This is a genomic window from Paenibacillus sp. J22P90 (assembly GCF_059692195.1).
Genome location: NZ_JCAUAY010000006.1, coordinates 255,959 through 275,509, shown reverse-complemented (window position 1 = coordinate 275,509; position 19,551 = coordinate 255,959). Strand labels below are relative to the sequence as shown.

Genomic DNA, 19,551 nt, shown 5'->3' with positions numbered 1-19,551 from the left:
TTGCCAAAAATTAAACAGAAAAAAATTGACAAAAAATGATATGCGTTGACATAATGAAAAAGAAACATTTAATGAAGGGTTTCCTCATTATTTAAGTATATTTTTACACTTTTCATGTAACGAAGGGGGGATTACTTTGACGAAAGTATCTTTGATATCGGAGTCTAAAAAGAGATGTGAAAAGCTAGGTATTGATCCATGCGGAATGCCCTCCTTTTCTAACTTTTTATCAGAAAGCGACTTGAATCTAAAACGGACCGAATACGAAGAGATATTGTCCGTTATTAATTTTTTTGTGCATAAAATGTTGGAGCTCATGAAAGGGATTCCACTGCTGATCCTAATCTCTGATGAAAAGGGCTGCATTCTGGAAATGGCCGGAGATGAAGCGATCAAGAGTGTGGTTCAACAATCGGGCATTAAGGTTGGCCTCGTATTTAACGAACAAGAAGCAGGAACCAACAGCATTAATTTAGTTTTGGATCATCTTGAGCCCATTCAACTTGTGGGGGACGAGCATTATTACGAATTTTTGGGATCCTCTGCCTGTTATTCTGTACCTTTTCAATATACGGACATCTCCAACTTGCTCGGGACGATTACGATCATGACGACGATTGATCAGCATAATCCATTTTTATTGGCGATGCTATGCACTGTCGTAGATTCGATCGAAAGAGAGCTACTGCTGAAAAAGCAAAATAGCCGATTGCACATCTTGAATCAGGTGGTCATAGAAACAACAAGAAATGGCATTATTATTACTGATCGGGATGGAAGCATTACCGAGTTTAATAAGTTTGTTGAAATTTTAAGCGGTTCCAAGAAGCAGGATGTCATTAATAAACCTATTCCTGATGTCAAAACAAATGATTTCATTAAAGAAGTCCTTCAAACGGGAAAAGACTACGAAGATGTGGAATTGATGCTTCCCACTCAAACGGGGCAAGATGATCTGGTTTACCTGTTCGACGCCTTCCCTATTCGCGATGAGAATATGCAGATCATGGGCGCATTTGCGCAGTTTCGGGATATTACGGAGCGTTATCATGCGCAAAAGCAGATCAATTATTTGGCCTATCATGACGATTTAACAGGTTTGCCGAATCGAAGATTTTTCACTAGACATATTGAAGAATTGCTGAGACAGGGAGTAAATGAAAACAGTATCTTTGCCGTCATGTTCCTCGATCTGGACAGATTTAAGAAGATTAACGATACGCTAGGTCATAACAACGGTGACGTACTATTGAAGCTAGTTGCCGAGCGTCTGAAATCTTGCTGCCATGCTCCGGATCAACTAGTTTCCAGAATGGGCGGTGACGAGTTCACGATTATCTTGCAAGAGATGACGGAGCAAACGGAAGCCATTCAAGTTGCGGAAGAGATTATTAAAGCATTCGAGAGACCATTTGCAGTAGATGGCTATGAATTCTACATCACAGCTAGTATCGGTATTGCCTTCTATCCTCAAGATGGCAAGAATGTCGAAACGCTGATGAAGAACGCCGACATTGCCCTTTACCGGATGAAAGATGACGGAAAGAACAACTATACCATTTTCAAGCCTATCCCAGACAGTGGCGGTATTGAACGTCTTACATTGGAGAATTCAATCCGCAAAGCTTTGCAACTAGATGAATTCGTATTATATTACCAGCCTCAAATCGATACGCGGACAGGAGAAATTATCGGTACTGAGGCGCTCGTTCGCTGGAATCATCCGACTCTCGGCTTGGTCCCTCCAGGGAAGTTCATCCCGATCGCCGAAGAAACTGGACTCATTGTCCCCCTTGGGGAATGGGTGCTGAGAACCGCCTGCCTTCAAAATCAAATTTGGAAAGAAAAAGGGTTTGCTCCTATGAGCGTATCGGTCAATCTCTCTTCTCGCCAATTTTCAAAGCATAATTTGGTAGATACCATCAGAGATATTTTACTCGAAACCCATATAGATCCCCGATATCTGGAACTCGAAATTACTGAGTCGATGACAATGAATGTTGATGTTGCGATCGAGGTACTCGGGAAACTGAAGAAATTAGGTATACAAATTTGCATCGACGACTTTGGGACAGGCTACAGCAATCTCTACTATTTAAAATTGTTCTCGATTGACCGGCTGAAGATCGATCAGTCCTTTGTCAGGGATATTATGACGGATTCGAATGACGCGGATATTGTAGCTACGATAATAGCTATGGCCCATAAGCTTGGAATTGATGTTATCGCAGAAGGCGTAGAAACCAAGGATCAATTGAATTTCCTGCGTAGTCAGAGCTGCCATGAAGTACAAGGTTTTTATTATCACCCACCTTTACCTGCAGAACAAATCGAGCAGTTGTTGATGGAAATCAAGGAAATCAAGACCAACTTGCAAAGGTGATGTAATGAAAAAAAGAGTGTATACCCTATTAGTCGAGCATTTTAAAAATTGGGGGGTTTCTCACGTATTCGGCATTCCCGGGAAGTCCATTTCTCCGCTGATGTTGGAACTTGAGAATCATGGAATTAACTACGTGTTAGGTCGCCATGAAGCCGGCAGCGGGTTTGAGGCGTCAGGTTATGCACTGGCGAAAAAAACAATGGGGATCGCAATTGGTACTTCCGGGCCAGGAGGAACGAATTTAATTACAGCCGCAGGGCAGGCCAAAGAGTTCCAGTTACCTGTATTGTTCATCACCGGACAGCCTTCGATGCAAGATACTGGACGCGCTTTAAGTCAGGATTCAAGCCAATTCGGGGCTGATTTGGTTAAAATGTTCGAACCCGTAACCTTGTTCAGTGCTCGCATCGAACGTGGTGATCTTCTTTACCTATACCTTAAACATGCGCTGGAAAAAGCCTACACTGGCGAAAAGGGCCCAGTTCATCTTTGTATCCCATTTGATGTGCTGATGGAGGAAGTGGAGAGCTTCTACCTGCCTTTGCCAGACCACATTGCCCCTGTTGTGTCCCCCGATATTGATAAGGCCATATCATTGATCAACGAGGCTAAGAAACCTGTCCTCTTTCTGGGCAAAGGAGCCCTCATGTCGGATTCATATACCCAATTGCGGATCATTGCCGAACATTGGGGGATTCCTGTAGTGACTACACCTGGTGGGAAAGGGGCATTTCCTACCAATCATCCCTTATGCTTAGGAGGTTATGGCCTAGGCGGTTCCCAGTATGCAACAGATTACATGAGATCCGGCATTGACCTGATGATCGTCGTTGGCAGTAAATTGTGCGACATGTCTTTGTCCGGATTTACGGTCGATATGGAGCCGGAAAAGGTGTTGCAATTTGAGTATAACCTTACGTTCGCAGGCAAAACCATTCAGGCGCCGACGCTAGTTCTCCTTGGCGATATTCATTACAATCTGACTCAACTCACACTGCGAAGCGGGGCAACGACCAAAGAGCACGAAGTGCTGACAGCCCGGGCACAAGTAGCAGCAACGACCTCCCAAATGGAGTCCACCATGTCAGCGGGAACGGCGTTCAGGAGTTTGCGGGCCGCGCTTCCCAAAGAGGCAGTTCTCTTCGGGGATGCAGGGAGCCACTCATTTCATGCCGTACAAAATTTTGAAATCATCGAGCCCGGGACATTCTACTTTGATGAAGTGTTCATAGCCATGGGGGCGGCGATCGGCTATTCGATCGGGGCGAAAATCGCCATGCACGAACGCCCTGTCGTCTGTGTGACTGGCGACGGCTGTATGATGATGCATGGCACAGAGATTTCGACAGCAGTTAATCATGGGGTACCGGTTATTTTCTTTGTGCTGAATAACGGTCGTTTAGATATGGTAGAAAAAGGAATGTCCTATAACACGGGGCGCTCCGTGGGCGCTATCTATGAGCGACCGCTGGATGTCAGCTTATTTGCCCAATCCATGGGCGCAATGGCATTTCGCTGTGAAAATGAAATGGACGTTAAGAGGGCGGTCAAGACAGCATTGCAGTCCAATAAGACTACAGTCATCGAGGTAATGGTGGATCCGCAAGAAATTCCGCCGATTCTTACCAGATTGCTTAGTTTAGAGTAAAACTTACGGAGGTCGTACATGGAGAATAATCGCTATGATAAAGGATTAGAAGTTTTACAACAGATGGTAAGTGAAGAAACACTGAACGCAACGGTTAAACAAATGGAGAAATTCTCTCCTGATATGGCTAAGCTGATTGTCGAGTTCCCTTATGGCTCGCTTTATTCTCGGCCAGGTCTGGATTTAAAACAAAGGAGCCTGCTGACCATTGCGGCTATGCTTGCATCAGGAGCAGCATCTCAACTCGATTTTCATATTCAAGGAGCTTTGAATGTCGGGCTTACACCAGCTGAAATTGTAGAGGCCGTCATGCACTGTGTATCTTATGCGGGTTTTCCCAAAACGCTGGATGCCATGTTTGTGGTCATGAGAGTGTTTAATGAACGGGGAATTACTTACCAAGAAGTATGACGCTCAGCTGTCATACTTCTTTTGTATTGTGTGGGAAATTTTTCTATAACTGACTCCTTCGCACGCCCGCGTAAGCCATGAAAACACCGAGGGCAAAGCACATCAAAGCTGCCACTATGAAGTTACCGTAACCTTGATCGACGGACATGTTATTGATAATCACCATCGAGGAATTAGATAGAATAAATGCGCTCACGATCAAGGCAGGCATCGTCTTCCGAATCATGCCGAAATAGAGCGGAATTAACGATACACTCGCGCATGAGAAGGCGAAAATCAGCATTCGAATCACTTCTGTGATCATTCGATCGCGAGTCAGCGGTTCAGTAATGTAGTGGTAGTGCGAATTGGCGAGCAGGAGCGCGGCAATGATGAAGACGTTAGCGAGCAGCACCGTTGCAAAGGTCCAAACGCCAATAATGATGAGCTTCGCGAGGAAGATCAGGTTGCGAGGCACAGGGTAAGCGAAGAGGAGCGTAATCGTTTTGTTCCGATACTCGTCGATGACCATACGAGACATAAGTACCGAAGCGAAGATGATCAAGGTGATCCCCGCATAATTCATAATGCTCAGAAAGGCACGGTCATACGTATGGACTTCGTTACTCGGCACATCACTGCCCACGACCCACAGGGCGAGCATAAGATTAGTGATCACAAGGCTTAGCAACAATCCGCGCCATTTGGTTTTCTTAATTTCCAGCAGGATGAGCTTCCACAGCATCTCGGTCTCCTCCTTCTTTGATTAATCCGAGGAAATAGTCTTCAAGGGAGCGTGTCTTCTTGTTGAGCGCCTCGACGCCGATCTCATGCTGTACCAACAAGCGGTTCAGCTCAGCAGGTGCAAGGCTTGGATCGTAGATCCGAACGGTGCCGCGGTCCATCATTTTATAATTGGTGATAGCTAAATGGTCCTCCAGTACAAGCACAGCCCGACGCACGTCGGTCACGACAATTTCGATATATTCGCTGTGCCGTCCACGGATTTGCTCCATCGAAACCTCTTCGAGCAGTCTGCCCTGACTGATGATACCAATCGTATCGGCAAGTTGCTCCATCTCCTGCAAAATATGACTCGAAATGAGCAGCGTCATGCCATATTCCTTGCTCAACATGCGAAACAGATCGCGGATCTCCCGGATTCCCGATGGATCCATGCCATTCACAGGCTCATCTAAGATGAGCAGCTCTGGCTTTGTACATATTGCCCTAGCGATGCCAAGCCGCTGCTTCATACCGAGCGAATAATCTTTCACCGGCTTGTTGCCGATATTGGATAGTCCGACGAGATCAAGCATTTCGCTAATTGCTTTTTTATCATAATAGCCCATATAGGCGCAGTGCAGCTCCAAGTTACCGCGTGCAGACAGATGTTCATAAAAGATCGGATATTCGATAATGCTGCCTATTCGTTTCATCGTTTCATAGGAGTGGGGCGTCAGGGGAGCGCCGAATAGCTCGATTTCTCCGCTTGTTGGGGGTATTAGATTCGTAATCATGCGCATCACCGTCGTTTTCCCCGCACCATTGGGCCCGAGAAAGCCATAGATCTCGCCACGGTGAACTCGCATATTGACAGAGGAGATGACTTCCGTCTTTTTGAACCGTTTCGTTAATTGTTTCGTTTGAAGAATAATGCTCATCAGATCGGTTTCCTTTCAAAAGCGGAGTGTGGGAAAGCGGACCGTAAACACGGTCTTTTCATGGGGAATACTGTGCAGGGTAATGCTCCCCTCCATAAGCTCAACCAGTCGCTTCGTAATTGCTAGACCTAGGCCGCTGCCTTGATAGGTCGGATTTCTGGAATCTTCCAGCGTGTATAGCCGTTCAAAAACATGCACACGGTCGTGCTCGCCGATACCTTTTCCTCGATCCCAGACGTCGATATAGACGCTGTCCGCATCTTGTCGCAGCGTAATGCCGACAATACCGCCATCGTTTCCATAACGGATCGCGTTGGATAACAAGTTTTGCAGCACACGCCCGAGCGCTTCTGTATTGCTATAGGCATAGATCGGCTCCTCGGGTATGGATACATCCACTTCAAGCCCCTGATCTTCGATCAGCTCATAATAAAATAGAATACCGTTCCGGCATGCTTCACTGAGATTGATTTTGGTCAAAGGGACTGCACGATCCCCCGATTCCAGCCGCGCTAGGTCGAAAAACTGATTCGTCAAATTCAAAATATCAAGCGTTCTCTCGTGAACTTTGAGGGAGAGACGTAGGCGTTCCTCATCACTGGCGGAATGGTCATGTACCAGCGTTTCCGTCAGACCTAGCACAACCGTAAGCGGTGTTTTCAGGTCATGGGACATGTTGGCGATCATTTTTTTAATGGCGTATTCCTTGCGGGTGTAGTCTGCTTCGACTTTGCGATTCGCCTCTAAGAGCCGATTAATGACGATTAACAAGCCTTGGAGCTGAGGGGAATCGGTATGAAGCAGAATTTTCTCCGAGGATTCCTTGTTCAGAATGTCGGTCAGCTTATCTCCCAAATACCGCAGCTCGCGCGCTTGTTTGATTCTATGTCTGACTAGCAGAATGACAAGAATCCCGAGTAGGATACATGCACTAAGCCCAAGCAGGTTCATCTTAGAAATCCCCCATTTTGTAACCGATCCCCCATACGGTCTTAATGTACCGAGGGTTCGCAGGGTCGTCTTCAATTTTCTCTCTGAGGCGGGAAATATGGACCTGAATGGCGTTCACATCATCATAGTAAGCGTCATTCCATACCGAATTATATATTTGCTCTTTGGAGAAGGCGCGTTTGGGATGCGACATCAGCAGTTGTAAAATAAGAAGCTCCTTCGCCGTGAGGCCCAAAGGGACTCCATTTTTGGTCACGAGATGCTCATCGGGATGAAGCGTGAGCTCATGAATGCGTAAGAGGGTGCGCTCAGCGCTAGCAGGCGGACTGGCATATTGAGACGCCCGTCGCAGCATTGCTTTGACCCGTGCAGAGAGCTCAATGAGAGAGAAGGGCTTGGTCAAATAATCGTCAGCCCCGAAGCCGAGGCCAAGCGCTTTCTCCACATCGGTGTCCTTCGCAGACAGAATGAGAACAGGCACCGTGCTTCCGCTCCGCACCCTGCGCAGGACCTCCATGCCATCCACGCCCGGCAGCATCAGATCAAGCAGGATGATATCAAAAGCTTCCTCGGCAAAGAGCCGCAGCGCCGTCTCTCCATCTGGGGCATGACTCACGGTGAGACTCTCTTTCTTTAAATGGCTTGCGACCATTTCAGCGATGGCCAGGTCATCTTCTACAAGCAAAATGTGATTAGACATGTCGTTTCCACCTTTTGTCTTCATGTGCTTTCAGTATACTGCTTTCCTCTCGCATATTGAAACCACACCCGCCTTAGATCGAAACGTCACGCTTCGCGAACACGTACCAAGCAAGGCCAAGGAAAAGAAGCTGATAGCCCGCCAACATAATCAATGAAAAAGAGAGTGACATACTAGGCATGAGCGGCCTGCCGTCGAGATAACTAAGCAAATTCGTATTGGCGAAAATCAGAAATTTGGACCACTCAAATTGTTTGAGGACATAGGCAAGCTGTGCCCCCGTCAGTAAGAAGAACAGAGAAACACCGATCGCTATAGAGCTAGCACGGAAAACGGATGAGAACATGAAAGCGAGTGTCACCATGACGAGCAGTTCGATACCGCTGTAGCCAACCGCTTGCCAGACGTAAGCAACATTGGAGTAAATACCTCCATCATGCAGCTCAGAACCGCCACCGAATCCGAAAAGAGCACCTCCCGTTAAGTACGCAGACAGCAAGAGCAACAAGGTAAGTCCAATTCCAAAAAGGATGACGGTGAGGAATTTGGCAAACAGGATCGTGGATCGGCTAAAAGGGCGAATCAGCAGCAATTTGATCGTACCGCCGGAGAATTCGGAGGCCACAATGCCCGCGGCAACGATAATCGTAAACAAGGTGACGATATCCATGAGATTCGGAATGACGGAGAGGATCAAGTCCATGAACTCCCACACATTGTTCACGGTAAGCTCATCTTCGCCCGAATATCGACAGAGTAAGCCAACGGCGATAGTAAGGATCGGCACGAATGCAAGCAAGACCCAATTGCTGATTTTGGTGAAAATTTTAATGAATTCATTACATACAAGTGTTGTGATATTACGCATAGTGGGCTACCTCCGTAAGTCCGATGTACTTTTCTTCGAGTGTCTGCGATCGTAAGTCCGCCTGCGAGAAGGTCACGCGCAAACGCCCTTCCGTCACAACACCGAAGCGGTCGCACATTTGCTCCATTTCGGCAAGGAGATGAGAGGACACCATCACGGCAATGCCTTCCTCAGCGGCGAGCTTGCGAACGAGCAGGCGCATTTCACGAATGCCCGCCGGATCAAGACCATTGGTCGGCTCATCGAGAATGAGCACAGCCGGCTTGTGCAGCAGGGCCTGAGCGATACCTAGCCGCTGGCGCATGCCGAGCGAGTACGTCTTCACTTTGTCGTGAATGCGGGTGGTCAGCCCGACAAGCTGCACGATCTCGTCGATGCGGCTCTGCGGGATTCCTGCCACCATGCGGGCGAATTGCTTTAGATTTTGCATCCCCGTGAGGTGCTTATACAGCTCGGGATTCTCGATAATCGCACCGACGTGCCGGATCGCTTCCCGGAAGGAGCTGCGAATGCTGTGACCATGAATAGCGACATCCCCGTCGCTCATTCCGATTAGACCGACCATCATGCGGATGGTGGTCGTTTTGCCGGCCCCATTTGGCCCGAGAAAGCCGAATACCTCCCCAGGAAAAAGATCAAAGCTGATCTGATCGACAATGTTTTTATTTCGAATCCGTTTCGTCAGCTGGCGTACTTCGACTACGGGTTGAATGCCCAGTGTGTTCATGTGCGTACCTCCAATAAAGTTTCATACGTTTATCTTACTGAACACACGTTGCAAGACTCTTTCCTAAACCTTACGAAAGTCTTTCGGAGCGAATTTCTTGATTGAGCTAGCAACTACAGGTAATATGAAACTAGGAAAAAGTGGTTATCCGTTCATAGGTAGAAACCAAAGGAGGAATCACATGCTAGCTGATTTTGGGCCGGTTCAAGGCGGTTACGTAGCGCTATATGAGCGTCATTGGCATCATTCTGTAGAGGACGTTTGGTCATGGTTAACGGAGAACGAAAAGCTGGTGCAGTGGTTCCCGGAACTTGAGGTCGAGGAGCTGCGAGCAGGCGGTATCATCAAGTTTCATATGCCAGATGGGACAGTTATTCCGATAAACATCCTAGAGGTTAAAACATGTGCCGTTCTGTCTTACACTTGGGACGAGGACCGGGTTCGATTTGAGCTATATGCAGAGTCAGATGGCGGATGTCGATTGGTTTTTAGTGAGCATTTACATAAAATAACGACCCATACGCCGAGAGATTTGGCGGGCTGGCATGTGTGCCTGGATGTGATCGAGGCTTTGCTGGAGGGGAGAACCATCGCTTCGCGTAAAGAAGTATGGGCTGTATGGTATGAGAAATATAAGCAGCTTACAGAGCCCTACATGACCCATCAGGCATAAGGTGCTGTAAATAAAGAGACGGAGGCGATCGTATGAAGGCGCTATTTATTGGGGGCACAGGTACCATCAGCTCGGCCATCACTAGGCAATTATTAGCCTCAGGGTGTGAGCTGTATTTATTGAATCGAGGCACGCGCAATGCGGACTTGCCAGCAGGGGCGCGCATTCTGCAAGCGGATATTAACGATGAAGCTCTCGTGGCCAAGCTGATCGAGGATTTATCGTTTGATGTTGTCGCGGATTTTATCGCGTTTGAGCCTTCGCAGCTGGAGCGGGATTACCGCCTATTTGCGGGGAAAACGAAGCAGTTCATGTTCATTAGTTCGGCTTCCGCTTATCAGACACCATTGTCCGATTATCGTATTACCGAAGGCACGCCATTATCCAACCCATTATGGGCTTATTCCAGAAACAAAATCGCTTGCGAAGAGTATTTGATCAAGCAGTATAGAGAGCAGGGCTTCCCGATCACGATTGTTCGACCGAGTCATACGTATGACGAGCGCTCTATTCCACTTGGTGTCCACGGGGCAAAGGGGAGCTGGCAAGTGGCGAAGCGCATGCTGGAAAATAAGCCAGTGATCATACACGGTGACGGTACTTCCTTGTGGACGATGACGCATAACAGCGATTTCGCCAAAGGGTTCATCGGGCTCATGGGCAATCTCCATGCGATCGGAGAGTCCGTTCATATCACGTCAGACGAGTCGCTGACTTGGAATCAGATCTACGAAGCGATCGCAGATGCGCTTGGCGTGAAGCTTCAGGCGGTGCATGTGGCGTCTGAGTTCCTGGATGCGGTTAGCACACAGGATTACCGTGGCGGCTTGCTAGGGGATAAGGCGAATTCGGTTGTCTTCGATAATTCGAAGCTGAAGCGGCTTGTGCCAGAATTCGTGGCTACCACCCGATTTGATCAAGGAATCAAGCGCACCATCGCCAATATTTTGGCTAATCCTGAGCTTCAGCGTGAAGATCAGGAGTTTGATGTGTGGTGTGATAAAGTCGTTGGCGCGTTAGAGGCTGCGCGTAGAGTTATCATAGAATAATACAAAGACACTCTCGGTTGAGAGTGTCTTTCTTTGGATAAGAATGGTGCAGGCCCGGTGCAGGTAGCAAGATGCAAAAGAGCATCCTTTACACAAGTAATCATTTAGATGTTTTAAATAATTGCAAAAAGGCATCTTTTGGGGTCGAAAAGGTCCAAAAAGTGCAGAAAACACAAAAATTGATGCTTTTTCGCATTAATTTTAGCTGAAATCGTGTATTTAATAGAGAAAAGTTGCACTTTTGCATTTCTCAGCCAAGAGAACCGTCAGTTCAATTTCACTGACGGTTTTTCTTCGTTTACGGCGCCAATGAGGCCCGCATTCCTGCTAAAACGAAGGGAAGTATTTTCTCCACGACCGCTTCTGGAGCCTCCGGTTGATTTTCCATCATCCACAATTTCGTGGCATCAAAGATGGAGCTGCTGATCATCGTAGCTACCAGTGCGATTCTATCCCGATCCCTTCCCGTTATGACGGTGTTGCTTTCTAGCATGGTTCGCACGATATGTTGAATACGTAGTCGGACAGTGGACTCTACGAGTGAGACCATCGATGTATAAGTATCGAGCTTACATTGCTTATAGACAGCATCTTGGTATTCACATATCGCCATAATGAGTTCTCGGCCAGAATCTTCCGTTAAGCTTTGGCCAGATGGAAGTCGATTGGAGACCATCAGTTGAAACGCTTCGGCGATCATATGCTCCAATAAGATGTACTTATCCTGAAAATGCGCATAGAAGGTTGCGCGGTTTACTGTGGCTCGCTCAGCAATATCTTTTACCGTTATGGACTCAAAGCTCTTCTCATTTACTAAGGCGAGGAAAGCGTCGATGATTAATTTCCGCGTTCGCAGGACGCGTGGATCTGTGTCATTTAGCTGCATGGGAGGGAAATTCCTTTCTATTAAAACAACACATGGCCTCAAGTGTTTACTAGGCAACACAAGGGCAACATTGCTGGTTGTAGGATCATTATTCGTATATTAAAATCCTATCATACAGAAGTTGCTTTAACAACACGTGTTGGATAGATGGTCAAAGGAAGGAAGATAAATAGATGTCAGTTAACAACGGAATTCGGATATTAATTTTTGGAGCAGGGGTTATCGGTAGTGCTTACGCTGTCAAATTTGTACAAGCTGGCTATGACGTCACCATGCTTGCCCGTGGGAAGCGACTGCAAGATTTGAGAGAGCATCGTCTGAGATATCATGAAAAAGGGTCCATCCAATCCATCGACGTACATGTCATTGGAGAACTGGAGCCAACGGATACGTATGACTACATTTTTGTGCCGGTTCGCTATGAACAAGCGGAAACAGCCCTCATGGCGCTGAAGGATAACCAGAGCAAGAACATCGTAACCATGATCAATAATCCCATCGGATACGCCTCTTGGGAGCGGATTGTAGGTGCGGGGAGAATCATTTCAGGTTTTCCGAGCGCGGGAGGCGAGATCAAGGATGGCGTTCTTTATGCCCAATTCGGGCCGAAAGCGATGCAAGCTACGATGTTCGGCGAGATTCATGGCCAGATCACGGCGAGGCTGCGCGCGTTAGGGACGATTTTTACAAGGAGCAAACTGCCATTTACCATTTCAAAAGAGATGGATGCCATGCAAAAGACGCATGTCGCCCTCATCGTGGCCTTATCCAAGGATATGTATACCGAGAACGGTTTTAAAGATCATGCAACAGCGACTAGTAAAGCGTCCGTGCGCGAGATGGTTCTGACACTCAAGAGCTATTTGCGTTCATTGGAGCAAGCTGGGGTTGCGATTGTGCCATCCAAGCTCAACATCCTTCAGCTTTGCCCAACCTGGCTGCTAACCTTCCTGATGCGGAAATTACTGCAAACGAAGCTTGTAAAAGATATTCTCTTTAGCGATCATGCGATGAATATGAAAGCGGAAGTGGAGGCTTTGCATAGGGATTTGGTTGGTTTTTTGCAGATGAATGCCAAGTGATTGCTAGATGAGTGCCAAATGGTAGGTCGCTTTTGGCTTGGACGCCGATTGCCGAAATAGATGGATTTTCTGCAGCTAATTTGGCCAAAAAGTTGGATACAGAGTGAATAACTGGATTTCCTCCAGCTAATTCTGCGTAATGGCGATGGAATGGCTGAAACGTGATAGATTAGCTGTTGTTTTTCCAGTTAGTCAGCTTTTTTCGGGAAAAACGGGGGAAATAGCTGGAGTTTTTCCAGCTAATCCCCGCCCCGCACCCGCCGCGCTGCGCCGCGGCCACAAAGCCCAACCCGCCGGCTGCGCCGCGGCTCCGCAAAACCAAAAAGGCACCCACCCCGGGTGCCTTTCCTACACTAATAGCCGTCCGTCCGACGTCCGGCCGTTTCCGCCAACTCCGCGCCAGCCTGCGCGGCAACGGAGCCCAAATGCTCCGTCGCTACCTTCGCTTGAGCGAGCCCCTCCGACACCCGCCGCCCGTAATCCGGATCGGCCTGACCAAAATGCTTGATCATGTTCTCCTGGATCACAGGCTTACAGATCTTCAAAGCATCCACCAAATTCGCGATCAGCTCATCGCGCTCCCAATCCTCGAACTTGCGGTACGTATCGCCCGCCTGGGCAAAATCATTCGTGCGGCTGAGCTTCTCCCTCACCAGACGATCATTGTACATCGGCTGATGCTCTTTGCCCGAAGGCGCTGCTTCCTGCAACCCGCCGAGTGAAGAGGGCTCGTAATTGACATGCGGATTTTGCCCAGCAGCTTTGTCCACCATCAGCGTCATCTGCCCATCCCGCTGGTTCGTCGCGACAGGCGATTTTGGCGCATTGATCGGCAGTTGCAAATAATTCGTCCCTACACGATACCGCTGCGTATCTGAATAGGAGAACGTTCGACCCTGCAAGAGCTTATCGTCCGAGAAATCGAGGCCATCGACGAGCACCCCCGTCCCGAAAGCAGCCTGCTCCACCTCAGCAAAATAATTCTCCGGATTGCGATCTAGCACCATTTTGCCTACCTTCCGGAAAGGAATCTTCTCATGATCCCACAGCTTGGTCGGGTCAAGCGGATCGAAATCGAGCTCAGGGTGGTCGTCGTCGCTGAGAATCTGCACACACAACTCCCACTCTGGATAGTCGCCGCGTGCAATCGCTTCATACAAATCCTGCGTGGCATGGCTAATATTTTTGCCTTGAATCGCCTCGGCTTCGGACTGTCTCAAGTTTTTTATCCCTTGCTTCAGCGGCTCCCAGTGGTATTTCACAAGCACGGCATCCCCGTTCTGGTTCACCCACTTGTACGTATTAACGCCAGACCCCTGCATTTCCCGATAGTTGGCCGGAATGCCCCACGGCGAGAAGAGGAACGTGATCATATGTGTCGCTTCTGGCGTATTCGAGACAAAATCGAACATTTTCTCCGGGTTCTGTAGATTGGTGACCGGATCCGGTCTAAACGCGTGCACCATGTCAGGGAATTTTAACGGATCGCGGATGAAAAAGACTTTTAAATTATTGCCGACTAAATCCCAGTTGCCATCCTCGGTATAAAACTTCGTCGCAAAACCGCGCGGATCACGCAGCGTTTCTGGCGAGTACGTGCCATGCACCACGGTTGAAAACCGCACAAAAACAGGGGTACGCTTCCCCTTCTCCTGAAAAAGCTTAGCCCGCGTATACGTAGAGACCGGCTCGTCGCCGACCGTTCCATACGCCTCGAAATACCCGTGAGCCCCGGCACCGCGCGCATGTACGACCCGCTCTGGAATACGCTCCCGATCAAAATGGGAAATCTTCTCGATATAATGGTAATTTTCGAGCGTTGAGGGGCCGCGATTGCCAATCGTGCGGATGTTTTGATTATCCGAAATCGGATGGCCTTGTCGGTTCGTTAGGGTCATATTGGTTTGATCTTTATTATCATTGCTCATAGTCCCAGTGCATCCTCCTAACCGTAGTTAGAAGTAATATTTGCCATTAAAAAGGGAATTATTCCTAGCAAAAAGCCCTTCCCGCTTTCCGAAGAAAGGAGGCAGGGCTTCATCACCACATTAAAAATCAAAATTATCCGGATCCGGGCCAACGCGCAGATTCTGATTCATCGCATTGATCGCCGCCATATCGTCGTTTGTTAGCTCGAAATCGAAAATCGATCCATTTTCGAGAATGCGCTGCTCCTTCGTGGACTTCGGAATCGTCACGATGCCACGTTGGAAATCCCAACGCAGAATGACTTGGGAAATGGATTTGTCATAACGTTCAGCGATTGCCTTCAACGTAGGGTTATCCAAAAGCTGACCCTGCATAAGCGGGGACCAAGCTTCCAATTGAATGTCATGCTTTTTACAGAAATCATGCAAGTCAGTCTGAGCGAGAAGGGGATGAAGCTCCACTTGGTTAACCATCGGTTTAATTGTCCCGGTACTCAACACATCCTCCAAATGATGAATCTGGAAGTTGCTCACACCAATCGCCTTGACGCGACCTTCCTTATAAAGCGTCTCTAGCGCTCGCCACGCCTCCACGTATTTGCCCTGAACTGGCCAGTGAATGAGGTATAGATCGAGATAGTCTAAGCCCAGCTTCGCTAAGCTAGCTTCATAGGCAGCAATCGTAGACTCATAACCGAGATCGGCATTCCATACTTTTGACGTTACAAAAAGTTGATCTCTTGTCAGGCCATGTTCAGCCAACCCTTCGCGAATTCCTTGTCCCACGCTGCTTTCATTGCCGTAAATCGCCGCGGTGTCAATACTGCGATAGCCGATTTTGATGGCTGCTTTTATAGCTTGCACAACTTCGGGGCCATCCTCTACTTTAAATACGCCAAGGCCGAGATAGGGCATCGTTACGCCATTGTGAAGTGTGATTGTGGATTGTAGGTTGTTTGTCATTGTGTTATTCCTCCTAAAATGGTTGGTTGTGATCGTTGTAGTTGATCTGCTTTTTCTAGATTGCGGCTCCAAAGGGTAAGTAATACAGCGCCGAAAACCATCAATCCACCTACCCATGTGGTATGAATGAGTCCGATGGAATCGGTGATTACACCGCCAAGGAATGCTCCGCCTGCAATACCGGCATTAAATGCCGCAATGTTGAAGGCTGATGCGACATCCTTAGCTTCAGGTGCGAATCGCTCAGCGAGTTGAACGACATAAATCTGCAGCCCGGGCACATTCATGAAGGCGAGTAATCCCATGAAAAAGAGGGTAATTAAGCCCGCGGCTTTGAACGGCGCTGTGAACATAAACAGGAACAGTACGAGAGACTGTAATAAGAACATGATCAGCAAAGCTTTGCTCGGTTTACGATTCGCGGCGCGTCCTCCGATGACATTACCGATCGCAATAGCAACTCCATACAGGAGTAGGATTAACGCAACGGTATGCTCTTTAAACCCCGTGATCTCATGTAATAACGGAGATAAATACGTGAACACCACGAACGTTCCGCCGTAACCTAGGGCTGTAATCGAGAAGGCGAGCAGCAGACGGCCATTCGTAACCAGCTTCAGCTGTGTGCCAAGTCGTGTGCGTGTCCCTTTGCGCAAATTGGCGGACACCAAGACAAGGTTCGCGATTAGCGCGAGCACGCCGACCGCGACAATGGCGAAGAACGCGGCCCGCCAGCCTAGCTGCTGGCCGAGGTACGTGCCCAGTGGCACACCGGTCACGGTGGCCACGGTCAGCCCCGAGAACATGAGCGCAATCGCGCTGGCTCTGCGGTTCTCGGGCACGAGATCGGCGGCGATGGTCGAGCCAATCGACATAAAGACGCCGTGCGCCAGGGAAGATACGACGCGAGCGATTAAGAGAGCGACGATGCCGCTTGCTGTAGCTGCTAATAGATTACCTGCGATAAAGACAAGCATGATCCAGAGGAGCAGCGTTTTGCGTGAAATGTTGGATGTCAGGGACGTTAAGATGGGTGCGCCGAAAGTAACGCCTAGCGCATATAAAGTGACGGTTAAACCTGCAGCTGTGATCGATATATGAAGGTCTTCAGCAATGAGCGGAAGCAGTCCGACACTGATAAACTCGGTTGTGCCAATGGCAAAGGCGCTAACCGCAAGGGCAAGCAGCGCCAGCGTATTTCGATTCGTTTCTTGTTTCATAGCATTCACTCCAAACTTGTATGTCCCGGCCGGTAAGTGCTATTATCAAGTATCTTAGTCAAAATGAACAGTACGTACTTTTAAGTAAGGTAGGTACTTTTTAGTGCCTATACATCGAATGGGAGGGAGATACTTATATGGGTAAAAAACTATATAACATTTCCGTAGAAGCCACCTTAGAAGTCATTGGCGGGAAGTGGAAATGCGTGATTCTCTGCCATTTAACGCACGGTAAGAGGCGCACAAGTGATCTCAAGCGACTGATGCCGAGAATCACGCAGAAAATGCTGACCCAACAACTCAGAGAGCTTGAGGATGACGGGATCGTGAAGCGAATCGTATACAATCAAGTGCCGCCAAAGGTAGAATATGAGTTAAGCGACTATGGAGCGAGCTTGAAGCCGATTCTGGATTCACTTTGTATGTGGGGAGAGACGCACATCATTAAAGAATACGGAGATAAATTCGCTGTACTTGAGGAAAATGTACTGAACAGACGGGAAGATGAGGACCTTGTCGACGAGCTTATGGAGAAAGAGGTAGAACTGACATGAACACATCAATTAATCAAAAGGGCAATTCCCAGGTTGCCATCGTGGAGAGCACGGACATTCTCATCAGCAACGCTCAGGATGCCCTCGATCTAATGGCCAGCGTCCGCTACTTGTCGGGATGCGACAAATTTATCATTCAACAGTGGAATGTGACCGAGGATTTCTTCGAGCTCAAAACAAAACTAGCTGGTGATGTTCTTCAGAAATACACGAACTATCAGATGAAAATGGCCATCATCGGCGATTTCGACCAATATAACAGCAAAAGCCTGCGCGATTTCATCTACGAATGCAACCATGGCAAGCAATTCTTCTTCGTCAAAGATGAACAAGCGGCGTTGGATGCGTTGCATGCGGTTTAGGGAAGCTGCTTAAGTGTGCATCAGTTCCTGCAGCTACCTCTTACAGCCGCTCGCACCCCAGTTCCCCGCGGCAACGAATAACTGGAAAATCTCCAGTTAATTCGGCTGATTTTCCACCAAAACACGATCTAACTGGAAAACATGCAGCTAATTTATCGCTTTCTGCTCAGTCGGAGATAATTTGCTGAAATTAGATGTAGGAAATCCGGTTAGTTGTCTATACTGTGGGAAATTGTCTGATTTAGCTGTACTTTTTCCAGCTAATCTGGTCGACGGTGGGCGGGCGAGAAGGGGCAACGCGGCTCCCAAGCCATTAAAAAAAGCAGCGCAGGATCTCCCCGCGCCACTTTCTTAGCGCCCGAACTGACCAGGCCGAATTTTTTTCACATCGAACATGCTAACATTCGAGGAGATGACGTACTCTGGACGCTCCTGACCCTTAGCGTTGCGGTGGCCTGCGAGATGCTCGGGGTTTTTCTCCCAGTTTTTCCACGCTTCTTCGGACTCCCAACGGATGAAGACGACGACTTCTTCAGTCTCTTTACTCCGTTTATTGACCATCACGGTCACATCGATAAGTCCTTCCATGCCGTCTAGCGGCCCTTCCTTGCTAAAACGCTCCACCACTTTATCGCTATTACCAGGTTGTACAATAATCGTTCTCTGTTGGATAAGCACGATGTTCAGCTCCTTTTTAACTTCGTTTGATTATGAGAATCATTATCAATGAAAAAGAAGGAGCCGTCAATACATGCTTTTCCAGCTAATTACCCCTAACCGCCTCCAGCAACGCTCCTAGCGATAGCTCCTCCAAAGATTGCACCGTCCGCGGCTCGCCATCAAAGGTAAGGTACGTCGTCACCGTGTTGGGCACGACGATGTAGTGCATGCCGGCAGCGGCAGCCGCGCGCGCTCCGTTCGGCGAATCTTCGATCGCAATCGCTTCATGCGGCTGTACGCCAAGATCCTTCAATGCGAGCTCATACAGCTCGGGGTGAGGCTTCACCAAAGCGACATCTTCAGCGGTGCGAATCGTTTCAAAATAATGGCCGATCCCCAGCTGGGCCAAATACTTATCGATCCAAGCTCGCTTAGAGCTGGAGGCTAGACCAATGCGCAGGCCTAATTCTTTGGCCCCCGCTAAATATGCAAGAATACCCGGCCGAATGCCCTCTTGCGCCATTAGCTCGGTATGTCGAGCGTGAATATTTTGCCTAAACGCGGTCCGATCCAAGGGGATGTTCAGCTCTGTTATCAAATATTCATAGGGATCAAACACATGCAAGGACGTCCCAATGCACTTCCCGTACATGTCCAAAGACAGCTCCACCTCATGCTCGAGATAGGCCTCCCTGAACGCCTCGTACCAAGCCGTCTCCGTATCCAGAATCGTGCCGTCAAAATCAAAAATAAGCGCTCGAATCGCAGTCATTGTCTACAACTCCTTTTTCTATCATCCTCGTAAAGGATCACAACAAATTCTAAATATCAATTAGGAAGGGT

At 48.3% G+C, this 19,551-nt stretch carries 19 protein-coding genes and 1 pseudogene; 8 read left to right on the top strand and 12 right to left on the bottom strand.

All coding sequences use genetic code 11. The annotated features are described in order from the left end of the window. The first annotated feature begins 136 nt into the window (after positions 1–136). Genes AC58UX_RS21360 through AC58UX_RS21350 form a run of 3 tightly spaced genes read left to right on the top strand, consistent with a single transcriptional unit; the run spans position 137 to position 4,442 of the window. Complete coding sequence (locus AC58UX_RS21360) at positions 137–2,383, top strand: EAL domain-containing protein (protein ID WP_497256407.1); 2,247 nt, start codon at positions 137–139, stop codon at positions 2,381–2,383. Positions 2,384–2,387: 4 nt separating this feature from the next. Next, complete coding sequence (locus AC58UX_RS21355) at positions 2,388–4,031, top strand: thiamine pyrophosphate-binding protein (protein WP_497256405.1); 1,644 nt, start codon at positions 2,388–2,390, stop codon at positions 4,029–4,031. A gap of 18 nt (positions 4,032–4,049) precedes the next feature. Next, positions 4,050–4,442: a carboxymuconolactone decarboxylase family protein gene (locus AC58UX_RS21350; RefSeq protein ID WP_497256403.1), complete on the top strand. Its 393-nt coding sequence runs from the start codon at positions 4,050–4,052 to the stop codon at positions 4,440–4,442. A gap of 43 nt (positions 4,443–4,485) precedes the next feature. On the opposite strand, the gene AC58UX_RS21345 is transcribed toward AC58UX_RS21350, so the two are convergent. From AC58UX_RS21345 to AC58UX_RS21320, 6 genes and pseudogenes are all read right to left on the bottom strand, one after another. Continuing rightward, the gene (locus AC58UX_RS21345; protein ID WP_497256401.1) at positions 4,486–5,166 is read right to left on the bottom strand and encodes an ABC transporter permease; all 681 of its coding nucleotides are present in this window, start codon (positions 5,164–5,166) and stop codon (positions 4,486–4,488) included. Beyond that, positions 5,135–6,085, bottom strand: a complete 951-nt coding sequence (locus tag AC58UX_RS21340; RefSeq protein WP_497256399.1) for an ABC transporter ATP-binding protein — start codon at positions 6,083–6,085, stop codon at positions 5,135–5,137. The genes AC58UX_RS21345 and AC58UX_RS21340 overlap by 32 nt, the downstream gene beginning before the upstream one ends. Positions 6,086–6,100: 15 nt before the next feature. Further along, the gene (locus AC58UX_RS21335) at positions 6,101–7,036 is read right to left on the bottom strand and encodes a sensor histidine kinase (RefSeq protein ID WP_497256397.1); all 936 of its coding nucleotides are present in this window, start codon (positions 7,034–7,036) and stop codon (positions 6,101–6,103) included. A 1-nt stretch (position 7,037) separates the two neighbouring features. Then, positions 7,038–7,736: a response regulator transcription factor gene (locus tag AC58UX_RS21330; RefSeq protein ID WP_497256395.1), complete on the bottom strand. Its 699-nt coding sequence runs from the start codon at positions 7,734–7,736 to the stop codon at positions 7,038–7,040. Between the two features lie 73 nt (positions 7,737–7,809). After that, positions 7,810–8,604: a DUF2705 family protein gene (locus tag AC58UX_RS21325; RefSeq protein WP_497256393.1), complete on the bottom strand. Its 795-nt coding sequence runs from the start codon at positions 8,602–8,604 to the stop codon at positions 7,810–7,812. 79 nt (positions 8,605–8,683) lie between these two features. Then, a pseudogene (locus tag AC58UX_RS21320) lies at positions 8,684–9,331 on the bottom strand (ABC transporter ATP-binding protein); the annotation flags it as partial. Positions 9,332–9,512: 181 nt separating this feature from the next. On the opposite strand from AC58UX_RS21320, the gene AC58UX_RS21315 reads away from it, so the two are divergent. Both AC58UX_RS21315 and AC58UX_RS21310 read left to right on the top strand, forming a co-directional pair. Beyond that, entirely contained in the window at positions 9,513–10,004 is a 492-nt protein-coding gene (locus AC58UX_RS21315) for an SRPBCC family protein (protein ID WP_497256391.1), read from the top strand. Positions 10,005–10,036: 32 nt separating this feature from the next. Beyond that, entirely contained in the window at positions 10,037–11,053 is a 1,017-nt protein-coding gene (locus AC58UX_RS21310) for an SDR family oxidoreductase (RefSeq protein ID WP_497256389.1), read from the top strand. A gap of 298 nt (positions 11,054–11,351) precedes the next feature. Here the strand turns inward: AC58UX_RS21310 and AC58UX_RS21305 are convergent, their stop codons facing one another. After that, positions 11,352–11,939, bottom strand: coding sequence for a TetR/AcrR family transcriptional regulator (locus AC58UX_RS21305; RefSeq protein WP_497256387.1), 588 nt, complete (start codon positions 11,937–11,939; stop codon positions 11,352–11,354). Between the two features lie 173 nt (positions 11,940–12,112). Between AC58UX_RS21305 and AC58UX_RS21300 the strand changes: the two genes are divergently transcribed. After that, entirely contained in the window at positions 12,113–13,021 is a 909-nt protein-coding gene (locus AC58UX_RS21300) for a ketopantoate reductase family protein (protein ID WP_497256385.1), read from the top strand. A 353-nt stretch (positions 13,022–13,374) separates the two neighbouring features. On the opposite strand, the gene AC58UX_RS21295 is transcribed toward AC58UX_RS21300, so the two are convergent. From AC58UX_RS21295 to AC58UX_RS21285, 3 genes are all read right to left on the bottom strand, one after another. After that, positions 13,375–14,949, bottom strand: coding sequence for a catalase (locus tag AC58UX_RS21295; protein WP_497256383.1), 1,575 nt, complete (start codon positions 14,947–14,949; stop codon positions 13,375–13,377). 120 nt (positions 14,950–15,069) lie between these two features. After that, positions 15,070–15,912, bottom strand: coding sequence for an aldo/keto reductase (locus AC58UX_RS21290; RefSeq protein ID WP_497256381.1), 843 nt, complete (start codon positions 15,910–15,912; stop codon positions 15,070–15,072). After that, complete coding sequence (locus AC58UX_RS21285) at positions 15,909–17,132, bottom strand: MFS transporter (RefSeq protein ID WP_497256379.1); 1,224 nt, start codon at positions 17,130–17,132, stop codon at positions 15,909–15,911. The genes AC58UX_RS21290 and AC58UX_RS21285 overlap by 4 nt, the downstream gene beginning before the upstream one ends. Positions 17,133–17,269: 137 nt before the next feature. On the opposite strand from AC58UX_RS21285, the gene AC58UX_RS21280 reads away from it, so the two are divergent. Both AC58UX_RS21280 and AC58UX_RS21275 read left to right on the top strand, forming a co-directional pair. Continuing rightward, complete coding sequence (locus AC58UX_RS21280; RefSeq protein WP_497256377.1) at positions 17,270–17,686, top strand: winged helix-turn-helix transcriptional regulator; 417 nt, start codon at positions 17,270–17,272, stop codon at positions 17,684–17,686. Then, positions 17,683–18,048 (top strand): DUF4180 domain-containing protein, encoded by a 366-nt coding sequence (locus tag AC58UX_RS21275; RefSeq protein ID WP_497256375.1) that lies wholly within the window; start codon positions 17,683–17,685, stop codon positions 18,046–18,048. Before AC58UX_RS21280 ends, AC58UX_RS21275 begins: the two co-directional genes overlap by 4 nt. 351 nt (positions 18,049–18,399) lie before the next feature. Here AC58UX_RS21275 and AC58UX_RS21270 read toward each other — a convergent pair whose 3' ends face one another. Both AC58UX_RS21270 and AC58UX_RS21265 read right to left on the bottom strand, forming a co-directional pair. Then, entirely contained in the window at positions 18,400–18,726 is a 327-nt protein-coding gene (locus AC58UX_RS21270) for an antibiotic biosynthesis monooxygenase (RefSeq protein ID WP_497256373.1), read from the bottom strand. Positions 18,727–18,811: 85 nt separating this feature from the next. Then, positions 18,812–19,480 carry an HAD family hydrolase gene (locus AC58UX_RS21265; protein WP_497256371.1) on the bottom strand — a complete coding sequence of 223 codons (669 nt, stop codon included), beginning with the start codon at positions 19,478–19,480 and terminating at the stop codon, positions 18,812–18,814. Positions 19,481–19,551 lie beyond the last annotated feature (71 nt).